Source organism: Kitasatospora sp. NPDC058162, assembly GCF_042884005.1.
Taxonomy (GTDB): domain Bacteria; phylum Actinomycetota; class Actinomycetes; order Streptomycetales; family Streptomycetaceae; genus Kitasatospora.
In genome coordinates, this window is sequence record NZ_JBHVUS010000018.1 from 107,218 (window position 1) to 122,118 (window position 14,901).

Annotated in this window: 13 protein-coding genes and 1 pseudogene; all 14 read left to right on the forward strand. The window is 73.0% G+C overall.

Going from position 1 to position 14,901, the window contains the following annotated elements:
• Nucleotides 1-14: 14 nt before the first annotated feature.
• Nucleotides 15-1,460 carry an ATP-binding protein gene (locus tag ACFVXG_RS27905; protein ID WP_387931191.1) on the forward strand — a complete coding sequence of 482 codons (1,446 nt, stop codon included), beginning with the start codon at nucleotides 15-17 and terminating at the stop codon, nucleotides 1,458-1,460.
• A 144-nt stretch (nucleotides 1,461-1,604) separates the two neighbouring features.
• Nucleotides 1,605-3,074 carry an SCO6880 family protein gene (locus ACFVXG_RS27910; protein WP_387931192.1) on the forward strand — a complete coding sequence of 490 codons (1,470 nt, stop codon included), beginning with the start codon at nucleotides 1,605-1,607 and terminating at the stop codon, nucleotides 3,072-3,074.
• 36 nt (nucleotides 3,075-3,110) lie between these two features.
• Nucleotides 3,111-3,560 (forward strand): DUF6238 family protein, encoded by a 450-nt coding sequence (locus tag ACFVXG_RS27915; RefSeq protein ID WP_387931193.1) that lies wholly within the window; start codon nucleotides 3,111-3,113, stop codon nucleotides 3,558-3,560.
• 22 nt (nucleotides 3,561-3,582) lie between these two features.
• Nucleotides 3,583-5,085, forward strand: a complete 1,503-nt coding sequence (locus ACFVXG_RS27920; RefSeq protein ID WP_387931194.1) for an ATP-binding protein — start codon at nucleotides 3,583-3,585, stop codon at nucleotides 5,083-5,085.
• Between the two features lie 31 nt (nucleotides 5,086-5,116).
• Nucleotides 5,117-6,391 (forward strand): hypothetical protein, encoded by a 1,275-nt coding sequence (locus ACFVXG_RS27925; RefSeq protein ID WP_387931195.1) that lies wholly within the window; start codon nucleotides 5,117-5,119, stop codon nucleotides 6,389-6,391.
• Nucleotides 6,392-6,492: 101 nt separating this feature from the next.
• On the forward strand, nucleotides 6,493-7,602 hold the full coding sequence (locus tag ACFVXG_RS27930; RefSeq protein ID WP_387931196.1) for a hypothetical protein: 1,110 nt from the start codon (nucleotides 6,493-6,495) through the stop codon (nucleotides 7,600-7,602).
• A gap of 96 nt (nucleotides 7,603-7,698) precedes the next feature.
• Complete coding sequence (locus tag ACFVXG_RS27935) at nucleotides 7,699-8,451, forward strand: hypothetical protein (protein WP_387931197.1); 753 nt, start codon at nucleotides 7,699-7,701, stop codon at nucleotides 8,449-8,451.
• Between the two features lie 39 nt (nucleotides 8,452-8,490).
• Complete coding sequence (locus ACFVXG_RS27940) at nucleotides 8,491-9,327, forward strand: hypothetical protein (protein ID WP_387931198.1); 837 nt, start codon at nucleotides 8,491-8,493, stop codon at nucleotides 9,325-9,327.
• 83 nt (nucleotides 9,328-9,410) lie between these two features.
• Nucleotides 9,411-9,908: a hypothetical protein gene (locus ACFVXG_RS27945; protein WP_387931254.1), complete on the forward strand. Its 498-nt coding sequence runs from the start codon at nucleotides 9,411-9,413 to the stop codon at nucleotides 9,906-9,908.
• A 78-nt stretch (nucleotides 9,909-9,986) separates the two neighbouring features.
• On the forward strand, nucleotides 9,987-10,490 hold the full coding sequence (locus ACFVXG_RS27950) for a hypothetical protein (RefSeq protein WP_387931199.1): 504 nt from the start codon (nucleotides 9,987-9,989) through the stop codon (nucleotides 10,488-10,490).
• Between the two features lie 116 nt (nucleotides 10,491-10,606).
• On the forward strand, nucleotides 10,607-11,824 hold the full coding sequence (locus tag ACFVXG_RS27955; protein WP_387931200.1) for a hypothetical protein: 1,218 nt from the start codon (nucleotides 10,607-10,609) through the stop codon (nucleotides 11,822-11,824).
• Nucleotides 11,825-11,860: 36 nt separating this feature from the next.
• Nucleotides 11,861-12,517 (forward strand): hypothetical protein, encoded by a 657-nt coding sequence (locus ACFVXG_RS27960; protein WP_387931201.1) that lies wholly within the window; start codon nucleotides 11,861-11,863, stop codon nucleotides 12,515-12,517.
• 24 nt (nucleotides 12,518-12,541) lie between these two features.
• Nucleotides 12,542-13,003, forward strand: coding sequence for a hypothetical protein (locus ACFVXG_RS27965; protein WP_387931202.1), 462 nt, complete (start codon nucleotides 12,542-12,544; stop codon nucleotides 13,001-13,003).
• 60 nt (nucleotides 13,004-13,063) lie between these two features.
• A pseudogene (locus tag ACFVXG_RS27970) lies at nucleotides 13,064-14,855 on the forward strand (type IV secretory system conjugative DNA transfer family protein).
• The last annotated feature ends 46 nt before the right edge of the window (nucleotides 14,856-14,901 follow it).

Consider the following 14,901-nt stretch of genomic DNA (forward strand, 5'->3'; position numbering starts at 1 on the left):
CCTGGGGAGTCCTCGTGGATATCTGCAACCTCCCGATGGTCGCCCAGGTCTGCAACGTCGTCGACGGCATCAACTTCGTCAGCGACCCGGGCAAGAGCATCACGGACGGCATCGGCGCGTGGATCGCCAAGAGCATGGGCGAGCTTGCGGCCAGCGCCGTCGACCTGTGCGCGAAGGCGGTCGACGAGACCACGGCCATCGACCTGTCCGCGCCGTGGTTCAGGGACAACTACCAGCTGATCCTGCCGATCGGGCTGATCCTGACCGTGGGCACCTTCTGCGCCCAGCTGATCCTGGCCGCCTGGCGGCGGGACGAACGGGCGCTCGCCAAGGCCGCCTGGGGCACGATGACCGGCGTGCTGTTCGCCTTCGGCGCGATCAGCTTCACGGCAGTCGCGGTCACCGTGGTCGACGCCCTGTCGGCCGGGCTGTTCCAAGCCGCGCACACCAGCGTCGCCGACGCCGTCAGGCGCATGATCAAGGTCAGCCAGTTCGGCCCCATGTTCGCCCTCGGCTGGGCGATCCCCGCCCTGGTCGCGGTCGGCAGCGCGATCGGGGCGTTCCTCTACTGGTGCGTGATGGTCGCCCGCAAGGTCGGCGTGCTGATCCTGGTGGTGCTCGCCGCCTTCGCCGGTGCCGGCGGCGGCTGGGAGGTCGCCCAGCGGTGGCGGCGCGGTTGGATCGAGGCCACCGCCACCCTGATCGTCTCCAAGCTGCTGATGACCGTGGTGTTCCTCGTCGGCGTCTCCGCGCTGGGCAAGACGGACGCCAAGGACGGCATGGCCGCCCTGTCCGACGCCATGGCCGGTGTCGTGATCATGGTCATGGTGCTGCTGTGCCCGTACGCCGTCTACAAGTTCGTCCACTGGGCGACGGACGGCAGCGGCCACGACGACACGCACCGCACCGGCATGGCCAGCATGGCGGTCGCGGCCGGGGCGGCGAAGACCGCCGGTTCCCTGGCCATGCAGATGAGCACCGGTGTCCCGGCGCCGCAGGGCCCGGCCCAGGTCCCGGGTGCGGGAGGTAGCGGTGCCGCCTCCGGCATCGACCCGACCGGTCGGATCAGCAAGGAGGGGATCGACGCCGGCCCCGCGCAGCAGCCGACGAAGTTCCGCTTCGGCGAGGACCCGAGCGCGGGCGGCGACCGCGGGCGCGCCCTGGTCACCCGGCCCGGCATCCCGGCCCTGATCACCCGGGCCTCCCCCGGCAGCGGTGGCCAGTCGGCGTCCGGCGGCGGCCAGGACGGCGTCGCGGCCCAGCCCTCCGCGCCGCCCGTGCCAGGCGTGTCGACGGCCCCGGCCGCGCCCGCGCCCTCGGCGCCCGGTCCGGCCCCGGCGGGCCCCGGTGTCCCGGTACCGCCCGCACCGGCGAGCGCAGGACCGGCCCCGGGCGGAGCACCGGCTCCGGAACCGGCACGGTTCGTCTACCCGAACAGTCCCACCCCGCCCGGTTCCTGACCGGCACCCCCAACGCCCGGGGCGGGCGGCAGCCCGCCGCCCGCCCCGGGCCCCGACCACCAGGGAAGGAGCCCCTGCGATGACGTCCAGAAGAGTGCCGCGCCCCCGACCGCCGCCCGCACGCTCTCCCCCTCTGGAACACCGATGTCCTCCTCGACGCCCGACGCCACCCCTGCGTCCGTCAAGTTCCCCCACCGCAGCCGCCGAGGCGTGCTGCTCGGCCTGAGCGCCCCGCAGCTCATCACTACCTCGGCCACCGGCCTGCTGCTGCTCGGCGTGCTCGTCACCCGGGGCGTCACCGGCGCCCTGCAGTTCATCCCCCTGTGGGTGGGTGTCGCCGCCCTGGTGTTCGTCCGTTACCGGGGCCGCACCCTCGCCGACTGGGCGCCCGTCGCCGCCCGCTACGGCCTGCGGCGCCTGCGCGGCCAGCTCATCTGGCTCACCCGGCCCTCCTCCCGCCCGGTGCGTGAGGGCCTGCTTCACCTGCCCGGCAGCGCGGCCAGCCTGCGCGTGGTCACCGCGCCCGATGGCCGCTACGGCGCCGTCCACGACCCGCACGCCGGCACCCTCACCGCCATCGTCAAGGTCTCCTCCCGCGCCTACGCCCTGCTCGACCCCGGCACCCAGAACGCCAACGTCAACGGCTGGGGGCGTTCCCTGGCCGCGCTCGCCCGAACCGGTCAGGTCGCCCGTATCCAGGTGATCGAGCGGACCGTCCCGGACACCGGTGACGCGTTGCGCCGGTACTGGGAGGAGCACGGCCGTCCCGACGCGCCGCTGGCCGGTGAGCTGTACGGGGAGTTGGTCCGCGGCGCCGGTCCGGCCGCCGCACCGCACGAGGCGTACGTCGCCATCGCCCTGGACTTCAAGAGCGCGCGGCGGCTGATCTCCCAGGCCGGAGGCGGCCTGACCGGTGGTTTCGCGGTCCTGGCCCAGCTCACCTCCGCGTTCGAGCAGTCCGCGCGCACCGCTGGCCTCACCCCGGCCGGCTGGCTGTCCGCTGGCGAGATCGCCGCCGTGGCCCGTACCGCCTACGACCCCAAGTCCCGTGCCGCGCTGGACCGCTGGTCCGAGGACGGACGCCCGTCTGCCGACCCGGCCGCCGCCGGCCCGGTCGTGGTGGTGGAGAAGGCCGACCACATCTCGACCGACTCCGCCCATCACACCACCTACTGGGTCGAGAACTGGCCGAGGACGCAGGTCAACCCCGGCTTCCTGCACCAGGTCATGTTCGCCTCCGGCGTGCGGCGCACCGTCTCCCTGGCCTACGAGCCGCAGGACCTCGACTCGGCACTGCGCGACGTACGCCGCAAGAAGGCCAGCGTGATCGCGGACTCGGCCGAGCGGGCCCGCAAGGGCCAGGTCTCCAGCGAGGCCGACTCCGTGGAGTACCAGGACATCCAGGACCGCGAGCGGCAGCTGATCGCCGGCCACGCCGACGTCGCCCTCACCGGGCTGCTGACCGTCTCCGCCGACACCGAGGACGAACTGCGCTCCGCCTGCGCCGTGGTGGAGACCGCCGCCGTGGGCGCCCAGCTCGACCTGCGCCCGCTCACCTGGCAGCAGGCCGAGGCGTTCACCGCCTCCGCGCTGCCGTTCGCCCTCGCCGCCTGATGCCGGCCCTCCCGCCTTCCGAAAGAGCACCCCCCGATGCCGGCCACCCCCGCCACCACGCAGGACTTTGTCCCCTACGCGACCGCGGCGATCGACTTCCACCGCGCGCTCAACATCCCCACCGGCCCACTGGTCGCCTCCCGCGCCGAACTCGACTCGCTCCACGAGCACCTGGTCGCCCTGCACGGCCTCCTCGACGCCCACGCCCAGCGCACCGCGCGACTGCTGCCGGCCGAGGGCGACCACCTCAAGGCCGCCCGCACCCGCCTGTGGCAGGCCGCCGACCACCTCCACGCCGCCTACCACGCCTCGCCCCGGCCCGGCAGCGGCGAGGTCCCCGGCCCCGAAGCCTGCCGCGCCCGCCTGCCCGAGGGCGCGCCGGAGCTGAGCGTCTGCCGCCGCCACCAGGAGACCGCGCAGCTGGTGCGCCGCCGCACCACCCCTGCCGACCTGCACGCCCCGTTCACCGGCCTCGTCCGCCGCTGACCTTCACCCCGGATTCGAGACCATGCCCAGGAACCGCGCCACCGCCAGCCCCCTGTTCGTCCCGAGCAAGATCACCCGAGCCCAACAGCGTGACGCCCGTGCCGAGTTCGCCCAGGCCCGCACCAAGGCCCGCCTCGTGCAGCCCGCCGCCGAGCGTCCCCGGAACAGCGGCACCGATGCGGATCTCCAGCCCGTCTATCCGGTGTCAGGCCGGCCTGGTCCCGCCTCCGCCCGCGGCGGCAGGCTCCGACTGCCCAAGCACCGCCTGACCACCGCCACCGCCTCGGGTGCCTACCCGTTCCTCGCGGAGGCCGGCCTCGGCGCCGAGGGCATCTTCATCGGCCGCGACCTCCACGCCGAAGGGTCGTTCTGCTACGACCCGTTCGCCCTCTACAACTCCGCTCGAATAGAGGGGTTCACGAACCCGAACGCGATCCTGTGCGGCGTCATCGGCATGGGCAAGAGCGCCCTCGCCAAGTCCATCGCCACCCGCGCCATCGCCCACGGCTACAAGATCTACGTCCCCTCCGATCCGAAGGGCGAGTGGACCGGCCTGGCCCAGGCCCTCGGCGGGCAGACCATCGCCCTCGGACCCGGCCTCCCTGGGCGCCTCAACCCGCTGGACGCACCGCAGCGACCCGCCGAGGTGACCGAGGAGGACTGGCGCACCGAGGTCCGCAAGCGCCGACTCCTGCTGCTGGCCAGCCTCGCGGCCACCGTCCTCAAGCGCGACCTGCTGCCGATGGAGCACACCGGCCTCGACGTCGCCCTCGACCTGGTCGTCGCCGACGCCGACGCTGCCGGCACGGTGCCGCTGCTCGGCGACATCGCCCACGTCCTCGGCCGCCCCGAGCGCCTCGACGCCGCCCTCGGCGGCCAGGCCGGAAGCCTCGGCCACGCCACCGACGACCTCGCCCACGCCCTGCGCCGCCTGGTCCACGGCGACCTCAGCGGGATGTTCGACGCGCCGTCCACCGTCACGTTCGACCCGGACGCACCGATGCTCTCCATCGACCTGTCCCGCCTCGGCAGCGGCGACGACACCGCCCTCGTCCTCGCCATGACCTGCGCGAGCGCGTGGATGGAGGCCGCCCTCGCCGACCCGGGCGCTGGCAGGCGGTGGGTGATCTACGACGAGGCATGGCGGATCATGCGGCACGTCGGTCTGCTGGAGCGGATGCAGCAGCAGTGGAAGCTCAGCCGCGGGCTGGGCATCGCCAACCTGCTGATCCTGCACCGGCTTTCGGACTTGCTCTCCGCTGGCGACGCCGGCTCGCGCGGTCGCGTCCTGGCCGAGGGCCTCCTGGCCGACTGCTCGACCCGGATCATCTACCGCCAGGAACCAGACCAGATTCCCGCCGCCATGGCCCTGCTCGGCCTCACCGGCGTCGAGGCCCAGGCCATCGCCGCCCTCACCCGCGGCCGGGGCCTGTGGAAGGTCGCCTCGCTCTCCTTCATCGTTCAGCACCTCCTCCACAGCCGCGAACGAGCGCTGTACGACACCGACTTCCGCATGGCCGCCTGACCGGCCGCCCCTTCGAGAATCCTGAACTTTCTTGCCTACCAACGATGTTGAATCACACCTCGACCACGCCCGTCTCACGACGGCCGACTTCACGGTGTTCGAGCAACTGCTCGCAGCGCGCCGCGACCGCCTCCCCTACCCGCCGGCCGACTGGCACCTCGTGCTCACCTCCACCAGCATCGGCACCCAGTGGCAGTCCGCCTACGCCCTGTTCCGGTCCTGCGATGCCCTCACCACCACGGAATCCGGGAACGAGACGTACGTGCGGGTGTACTTCGACGAGGACGGCCGGGCCCTGCCCGACCAACCGCACCTCCCCAGGGCGCTCCCGCCGTTCGCCGCCGAGCTGGCGGAGCACCTGCCCGGCTGGTCCGTCCAGCCCTGTCCCCTCAACCCGGGCCGGGACCTCGTCGAACTCCAGGACCGGCTCTGGGGTGGAGGCCCACCGCCATGGAACAGCGTCTTCGCCCCGCACAGCGCCCTCGCCCTCGTGGGTCCCGGCGGGGAGCGGCTCCTGGCCGTACGGCCGCGTCCCGGCCACGAGCTCGTGGTCCGTGCGGCCCGGCCCGACGACGCTCCCGGCTACCACCTCGACGACGTGAAGCCCCCGGTCCGGCTCGTGTTCCCGACTGATGCGGCGCCCGCCATGGTGGCGGCCGAGGTCAGGGACCGCTTCGCGCCCGGCTATCGGGAAGCCGTCTGGCGCGCGCGGACCAACTCCTCCACCTTCGCCGCCGAGGCCCTGCAGCGCCTGAGCACCGCGTACATCCCCGAACCCGGCTCGCCCTGGGGCCACCTCGGGGAGATCGGCGCCTTCGAGTCCGAGGCCGACCGCAACCGCGCCGCCTGGCGCTACATCACCACCCTCGCCGAGCAGGGCCCGCACCTGGCGGCCGGCATCCGGGCAGCCATCCACCTTGAGGACCGCCTGGACCCCGGCGTCGCTCCCGACCTGGGGCGGCTCGGCGCCGCCGAGTACGCACTCGCCCGGCTCCAAGAGGGCCGGGACGCCTGGCAAGGCGCCACGGCCGCCATCGTCGGCACGAGCCCCGAGGCCGAGCGGCTCCGGGCCCGCGCCGAGGACCTGCGCAACCAGGAGGCGTGGGACTGCGCCGTGCCGCTCACGGCCAGCCCACTCCCCGCGCTCGCCGCGCACGTCGCACCGAGGGTCGCCCTGCCCGTGCCGGGCCGCGAGCAGCAGGTCAAGGCCGCGCTCGCCCGCACCGGCCGTCTCCGAAGCCACGGTCCGGCGGAGCCTGCACCGCCCGGCCGGCCGACGCCATCGGCTCCCCACCGGACACGGTGACCGCATATCACCGCTTCACGGCCGGACCAAGCCCCCGGTCCCCGGCATCATCAGCGTCCCACCCACAGCCCCCCGGGGCGCGCACCCCGCAGGAGCACGCCGTGCGACCCGACTATCTGAGCGTCCTGTTCAGCGACAACGGCTTCGGCGTCACCGCCCACGTCTACGGCCCGGACACCACGCCCGACCGCGGCACCACCGGCCCGGACCGGCGCTACACCCACGTCATCCGTCCCCTTGCGCAGCGGGGCCTTGAGACCGGAGTCGACTTCGGGGCGGACGACTACGTCGCCGTCGCGCGGCTGCCCGACGAAACCGTCCTGTCGATCTCCCCACCACCGGAAAGCTCTCGCCCCGAGATCCCCGGCTTCCCGGACGCATGGCTCGTGACCCGGGACCACCCGGACAACCCCCAGCTGTTCGAAGTCCTCTACGACAGCAGGCCGGACGGGCCCGACGCCCCCGACGGAGGCAACGTGCCCGAGTTGCTCGCCTCCGTCGACAAGCACCTCGACGGCCTCGGCGTGCCGTCCCGCGAGCAGGTCCAGGCCGCTCGGGCAGGTGCCGAGTCCGCTCTCCACCGGGCCGGGTTCATCCCCGTCGTGCGGATTCACGAGACCCAGCACCGGCTTCCCGCCGCCATGGTCGATCCCGGCGAGCGCCGCGTCGCCGTCACCCGGGCCGTCGACTACCTGCGCGCCGAGGGCTACCGCTTCACCTGCCCGGCGGACCTGATCGACCACCGCCTCCCGCCGGCGCTGCCCCCGTCCCGCTCGCTGGCCCAGGTCAGTGAGGCCGTCTCGGCGGCCGGGCACACCCGGGAGGTGGTCGACGCACTGAGCGAACTGACTGCTCCCGGCGACGGCGTCCTCGACCAGACCGTCGCTGTCCTGCGTGAGAGCGCCTCCTGGTGGGAGGGGCTGGGCGGTGCTTCCGATCCGCACTACGCGGCCCGCCTGCGCTACATCGCGGATATGGCGGACGGCTACGTGCGGGAGATCCGGGCGATGCGCGGCGACCTCGCCGACCGGCACACCACTCACCCCGACCGCACTCGGCCCGCTGCCCCGGTCGCGGCCGATGGCCTCGACACCCGGGTTCTCGCCGCGCTCGCCACCTCTCCCATCTCCACGCGCACCCTCACCGGTCACCCGGCCGAGGCCGTCCTCGCCGCCCCGGCCGCCGCCCGTGCCGCCGGGCCCCGCCGCTGAACCCCCGCCCGGGAAGGAGGGCCGCCGTGCCCCGCCGAAACAGACCGCGCCCCGCCTACCGGTCCACCGTCCGAACCAGCGAAGCGGAGCCCCACCGTGCCTGCCGCCGAACCCACCCAGCTGCCCGACGTCGCCATCGGGCACCACCCGAGCCATGGCATCGTCGCCTCCCTGCCCACCCAGTCGCCCGCCGCCGAGTGGATGCTGCAGCGCCTCGACTTCCAGCGCCTGCCCGGCAACCCGAAGCTCTTCACGCTCACCGACCAGCACCGCGAAGCCCCCGAGCGCGCCGCCTGGGCCGCCAAGCTCCTCACCGGCGCCGGCTACCACGTCGACACCGACATGGCCCTGGCCCCGGTGAACACCGGCACGCAGGAACAGACACAGGCGCGAACGGCCGCAGCCGAGCCGACGCCCAGCCACCAGCCGGACGCCGGCCCGGACGTCGCTTTCGCCGAGCACCCGAGCCTGGGCATCGTCGCCGCCGTCAACGACGACCTGCCCTTCAACCCGGGCATCTTCCTGGAGACCGACGGCTGGCGCCGCCACCGGGACCTGGACGTCTACTTCCCCCCGGCCGGAACCCGAGCAGAGTCCCTCGACGTCGTGGCGCACACCGTCAAGGGACTGCGGCGCGGCAACTTCCAGGTCGCCCTGGAGCCCCGGCTCGCCGAGGACGTCGCCGCTCACCGCGCAGAAGTCCGGCAGGCATTCACCACGCGTAAGTTCCGCGTCGACGAGGCCGCGCTCAAGGGTCCCACCCCCCAGCCCGCTCCTGCCGCCGCACTCGGCGCCGGCAGGCCGCCCGTGGCCGTCGACCCGCGCATCGCGTTCGCCCGCGCGCGCTGACCGACCCCGCTTCACCTGTACCACTTCTAGGAAGCCTCAGTGTCCGCTGCCGCCACCCCGTCCGACGACACCCCATTCCTCCGCCGTCCCGACCCCTTCCTCGCGCTCCCGCGCCTCCCCCAGGGCCTGGACGTGTCCTTCGCCGTCCACCCCGAGCTGGGCGTTGTCGCCCGCACCTGCCCGCCGTTTCCGGCCGGCACGTTCGCGGCCATCACCGTTCCCCTGGCGAAGCGAGGGGTCGACTTCACCATCGACTTCGAAACAGGCCAACACATCGAGGCACGGCTCCCGGACGGTAGCTTCCTCGTCGCCGGCCCCACCTTCGACGACGCCGACCAGGAATTCGAGACGGCGGGGCCGCAGAACGGCTGGTTCGTGGGCCGGCTCGACCCTCGCGCCGGCAAGGTCGAGGTCGAGCCCTTGTACGACAGCCAGTTCGGGGAACTCGACCGGCGACACGGAACCGATGTCGCGTCGATGCACGCCGCTCTCAAAGCGCACCTCGACCGCTGCGGTGTTCCAACCGAGCAGGACGTACAGGATCGGCGGAATCGAGCCAAGTCGCTGCTTCACGGAGCCGGGTTCGTCGCTGTCACCACCGGCGATCAGCAGACCTACCATCGGCTTCCCTTCGCAATGACCGAGCCGACAGAGCGCCGGGCGGCAGTGACCCGGGCGATCGGCTATCTGCTGGCCGAGGGCTTCGCGTACGACTGCCCGGTCGACCTGGTCGACCAATCTGCCGCTTCCGCCGCGCGCGTCAGCGCCGCCCTCGCCACCTCTCCGACTGCCGCGCACACCCGTACCGGGCAGCAGGCACAGACGCCGCCACCACCCGTGCCGCCGAACTCCGGCCTCCAGGGCCGGCGCCACTGACTTCAACTGACGCAAACCGGGCCGTCACCGGCCCGTACGCAGCGCTGATGACCACTCCCCCGATCACCAAGGAACAGAACGACATGGCTGTGAAGAAGGTCTGGCAGATCACCCACTCGTGCGGGCACGAGACCGAACGCGACCTCGGTGACCGTCCGGCCGACCGCCGGGCCAGCTTCGCCCAGTGGCTGGCCAAGCAGGAGTGCACCGACTGCTGGCGCGCGGCGAAGGCCGGTGACGAGGCCGAGAAGGCGGCGTGGCTGGCGGCCAAGCGAACCGCCGAGCACGCCGAATCGGAAGCCTGGTCCGAGCAGTTCCGGATGCCGCCGCTGGAGGGCACCGAGAAGGGCATCGCCTGGGGCGTGCGCTGCCGCCACCAGATCCTCGCCGCCGCCTACACCGCCCTGGTCCTCGACTCCGGCACGCCCGAGTCCGAGTGGGAGCGGATCGAGGACCAGGCACGCACGATCACCCGTGCCGGCTGGTGGATAGACCAGCGCGCCAGCGAACCCGGCGACCTTGCCGAGCTGCTGGAAGCGGCCGTGGACACCGACCGACCGACCGAGAACCCCTTCGTCTGACCCGCCGAAGCCCTACCCCAGGCGCAGGGCACCAGCCCCAACTTCCTTCCCCTGAACAGCGATTCACGAGGCTCTTCCATGCCCACCTCCCCCCTGCAGTGCACCGTCCGGCGCACCGAGAGCACCTCCGACCTGCTCGCCACGCTGTACGACGACGATCCTGGTTTCGAGTCCTACCTGCTGGCGTCCTCGTCGCCCGGTCCACCCGCCGAGGAGGACATCGTCCTGTCGGATCTGGCGGCGCTGCTGGACGAGCCGGTGGCGCTGCGCAAGCCCCGCACCGGCCACACCCCCTCCCCGCGCCTGACCTGGCACTGCTCGATACGCAGCAGCGGCGCGCTCAGCGACGACCGGTGGTTCGAGCTGACGTGGAAGGTGCTCGACGCCACCGGCATCGAGCCGGACAGCGACCCCGACGCGTGCCAGTGGGTGGCCCTGCGCAACGCCGAGGACCGGCTCGACCTCGTCGCCACCGTGATCCGCCGGGACGGCCGCTGGGCGCGGCTGCACAACGACCAGCGGTTCGCCCGGTGGGCCTGCGAGGACTTCGCCCGTGAACACGGGCTCACCTCCCAGCGCTGACGCGCGCGGGAAGGCCCGACCGGGCTGCCCTCTACCACTGCCGTCCGGCCGGGCCAAACCGCCGGATCACCGAATTCTGTCCCCGTCAGCCCGCCCGCCGCCCGAGAGGGGACGCCGTGATCGCCCACCTGCAGCGCGCCGCCACCACGGCCGCGCTGATCCCCGCCCTCTACGGCCTGGACGAGCCCCACGGCCGGCTGCGTCCAAGGCTGATCGGCGCCGACTACCGCGGCGCCGACAAGCAGCTGCCCCTGTTCGGCGACCCGCAGGAGGTCCTCGGCGGAGGGGTGCTGGACGCCCCCGCCCTGCGGATCGGCGCCCGGGCGCCCGAGCAGCCGGTGTGGATGTGCTCGGTGCGCTCCGACCCCCGCCACCCGGACCTGAGCGACGCCCAGTGGGCCGACGTCGCCCGGCGCCTGGTCACCGCGACCGGGCTCGCCCCCGCCGGCGACCGGAACGGCTGCCGGTGGGCCGCTATCCGCAACGACGACCGGTCGGTGCACGTCGTCGCCACCGTCGTACGCGAGGACGGATACATCCACAGCACCTACCGGGACCCCTTCCACGTGCAGGCCGAGTGCACCCGCATCGCCGCCGAACTCGGTCACCTCACCCGCAGCGTCACCACCGCCAAGGACCACCGGATGCCCGTCATCACCATCAGCGCCGAGCCCAGCGGCAGCGTCGTCGCCACCGGCACCAGCGACGACCTGTCGGCCACCCTGCTCCGCCACGCCGGGTTCAAGCAGATCGACGACTGGCACGGCCGCCGGCACCGCCTGCCCACCACCACGCCACGCCCCGACGCGGCCGCAAGCGCCACCCACGCCGCCGCGATGCTGCGCGCCGCCCGCTACAACGTCGACCTCGACCCCCGGCTCGACACCGAGCCGCTCAACACCGCAGGCCAGCAGATCCTCCATCTCACCGATGAGCTGCGCGGCAGCACCGGCTTCGCCGAACTCGCAGGGGTGCTCGACGAGTTGCTCGACCCGGATGACGGGATGCTCGTCCGCCTCCAGGAGGCACTGGAGATCGCTTCCGAGCAGATCACCGATCTCGACCCCGACCGGTTCGAACTCTCCGACAAGTTCGGCTTCGCATCCGACCAACTCGTCACTGTCCAGGCCGAACTGGGCGAGGCCGTCGACGAGGTCCAGCGCGCCGTGTCCAGCACGGCGGGCACCGCCGAGGTCCGAGCCGTCGACGACCTGCGCACCAGCGCCGCCCTCGCCCGTAGCACCACCGCCCCCGCCCCGGGCGTGCCCGCCGTCTCCACTCGGCTGCCGCCCGTGCCGGCCGCTGCGGCGGGCCCCGTCGGCCGCGCCCGCTGAAACGTTCCTTCCGGTTACCCTCCCCCTGGAGTCGTGGTGCCCGAGTACTACTCGTCGATCGGAGAAGCGGTCGGCGCCACCATGCAGCACAACATCCGCCTGGCCCACGGCGACCGGTCGCCCGAAGCCGACCAGCCGCTCCAGGTCCGTTACATCCCGCCACCCGCCGCCGACCCCTACTCGCTTCCGGGCATGGTCGTGCGACTGGAGAAGAACGCGGACCCCGGGGACGTGGCGGCGATCCTCGAAGAGACGACCAGCGCCCTGGTCGGCCCGCTGACGCAGCTGACCGAGCTGGTCGCGGCCGGGGCCGACTGGGCCCGCGCCAGGGTGGACTTCGACCTTCCCGGCTACAACCTGTCGTACGACATGTGGACACGTCTGGCCACCGCGCACCAGGCACTCCTCACCGCCCGGGAGGACCTGGAGGCCGCCACCGAGGGCATCGCCGCCTGCCCCGCCGAACCCAGCCCCTCGCATCACCCGGGCCTGATGCCCGTCCTGCGGACCCGCGAACTCCTGCACGACGTCATGGGCGCCGCACCCGAGCCCGGCCCGGGCGCACCGGGCACCCGCCAGGCCGCAGCCCTCGCCACCTCCCCTCACACCATCGCCCGCCGGGCCGCCCCCGCGCACCCTCCAGCCACCGCGCCGGCCACGGTCTCCACCGCCCGCCCCCGGCCCACCCGCTGAGCGAACCGAAGGAAGACCACGTATATGCGCACGCTCGCCGACGCGTTCGGCACCGACGTCGAGATCGTCCGCCGCTCGGACGAGGTGGTCCGGGCCTACTGCCGCACCGGCGCCTCGGAGGAGATCCACGACGTCCTGCGCCAGTGCGGCTTCACCGCCTCCGACCCGCACGGTTCCTGCTGCTACCACCTGCCCGCGGACACTCCCGGCGCCGACCAGCCTGCTGCGGCCTCCACGGCAGCCGCCATGCTGGACGATGCCGGGTACCGGGTCGGAATCGACCATCACCTGGTCGTCGGGTACGTCGGCCAGAACTGCGTCGTCCCAGTCCGAGGAGCAGCGGCTCGCTGCCACCCGCCGTACCTCCGCCGCTGCCAAGGCCGCCCCCGCCCAGGCCGGCACTCCCGCGGTGGTGCCGGTCCGGCCTGGCGCCCGCGCCCGCTGAAACGTTCCGCCTGTCCCGTCTCCTGGGGAGAAGCACCGTGATCCGTACGAGAGCCGAGCGCGCCCCGCCCGCCGCCCGCTCGCACCTTCCTGGACGCTCTCTTGCCTACCCCGCGCACCGGCGCGCCGTCGACCACCTCCGGCTCGGACGCGCTCCTCTATCTCCTGTTCGCCGTCGTCGGCGCCGCCCTCGCCTTCGGCTCCCTCGCCTGGCTGAGCGGCAACCTCACCAACTACCTTGTCGGGTACGGTGATTGGGCGCCGTTCCATGCCACCGAGGCCCTCCTTCATCCCGAGCGGCTGTGGCCCCACCTCGGCCCGGCCGCCGTCCTGGTCGGCGCCCGCATCGTCCCCGGTGTCCTGACCCTCGCCGCCACCGTCACCGTCCTGGTGCTGTGGCTGCGGCACCGCTCCGGTGCCAGGAGCGGCCTGGCCCGCAAGGCGGACATCGCGCCGCTCCTGGACACGGAGATCACCAAGAAGGCCCGCAGCCTTCGCCCGAGCCTGAACGACCGGGAGTGTAAAAGAGGTCGCGCCGAACGACCGGGGCATCCTGATCGGCACGCTCTCCCCGGGCAGCGCCGAGGTCCGCGCGAGCTGGGAGGACGTGATGGTCGCCATCATGGCGCCCCGCTCCGGCAAGACGAGCGGGATCGCGATCCCCGCGATCCTCGCCGCCCCCGGACCGGTGTTGCTGACCAGCAACAAGGCGGCGAACGACGCCTTCACCGCCTGTGCCGATGCCCGCGCGAAGGTCGGTACGGTCTGGACGCTCGACCCGCAGCAGATCGCGCACCACCCGCGCGAGATGTGGTGGGACATCCTCGCGGACGCCCGCGACCTCGCCGGCGCCAAGCGCCTGGCCGGGCACTTCGTCACCGCCTCCGTCGACGAGTCCAGCGGCTCCGACTTCTGGTCGACCGCGGCGAGCAACACGTTGGGCTCGCTGTTCCTGGCCGCCGCGAGCCACCGCCGCCCGATCACCGACGTGCTGGCCTGGCTCGCCTCGCCCTCCGACCGCACCCCCGTCGACCTGTTGACCGATGCCGGCCACGACGCGGTCGCCGCCCAGCTCCAGGGCACCGTCACCGGTGCCACTGAGACCAGGGATGGGATTTATGAGACGGCGAGGCAGTACGCGAGCTGCCTGCTGGACCCGGAGATCGCCGCGTGGGTCACCCCCACCAAGGGCCTGTCGGAGTTCAAGCCGTTCGACTTCGCCTCCAGCCGGGACACCTTGTTCTTGCTCAGCAAGGACGGCGGCGGCTCCGCCAGCGCGATCATCGCGGCGGCGGCCGACGCGGTGATGCGCGCGGCCGTCATCGTCGCCGAACGCAGCGGCGGACGGCTCGACCCGCCCGCGCTGTGCGTCCTCGACGAGGCCGCGAACGTGTGCAAGATCAACGACCTGCCGGACCTCTACTCCCACTTGGGCAGCCGGGGTGTCATCCCGATCACCATCCTGCAGTCCTACCGTCAGGGCCAGCGCTGCTGGGGTGAGGCCAGCATGGACGCCCTGTGGTCCGCGGCCACCGTCAAGGTCATCGGCAGCGGCATCGACGACGCCGACTTCGCGGACCGGCTCTCCCGGCAGATCGGCGAGCACGACGTGCAGACCGTCTCCGTGTCCGACTCCGGCAGCGGCAAGTCGACTTCGGTGTCGATGCGCACCGAGCGCATCCTGCCCCCGGACGAGATCCGCGCGCTCCCCAAGGGCAAGATCCTGCTCTTCGCGACCGGCATGAAGGTGGCGATGCTCGACCTCAAGCCCTGGTACAAGGAGCGCTCCGCCAAGGAGATCGGCCCGGCCTCCTCCCGCGCTACCAAGGCCATCACCGAACGCGCCCTCGCCAAGGGCAGCGCCGGCCGCGACGACCTCACTCTCTCGGCCTGACCCACCCCCACCCCGGCGGCGCCGACCGGGAACCCGCCTCTTCTTC

Coding starts and splice junctions, on each gene's coding strand:
- ACFVXG_RS27965 (WP_387931202.1), top strand. CDS start 12,542: ATGCGCACGCTCGCCGACGCGTTCGGCACCGACGTCGAGATCGTCCGC.
- ACFVXG_RS27915 (WP_387931193.1), top strand. CDS start 3,111: ATGCCGGCCACCCCCGCCACCACGCAGGACTTTGTCCCCTACGCGACC.
- ACFVXG_RS27950 (WP_387931199.1), top strand. CDS start 9,987: ATGCCCACCTCCCCCCTGCAGTGCACCGTCCGGCGCACCGAGAGCACC.
- ACFVXG_RS27945 (WP_387931254.1), top strand. CDS start 9,411: ATGGCTGTGAAGAAGGTCTGGCAGATCACCCACTCGTGCGGGCACGAG.
- ACFVXG_RS27920 (WP_387931194.1), top strand. CDS start 3,583: ATGCCCAGGAACCGCGCCACCGCCAGCCCCCTGTTCGTCCCGAGCAAG.
- ACFVXG_RS27910 (WP_387931192.1), top strand. CDS start 1,605: ATGTCCTCCTCGACGCCCGACGCCACCCCTGCGTCCGTCAAGTTCCCC.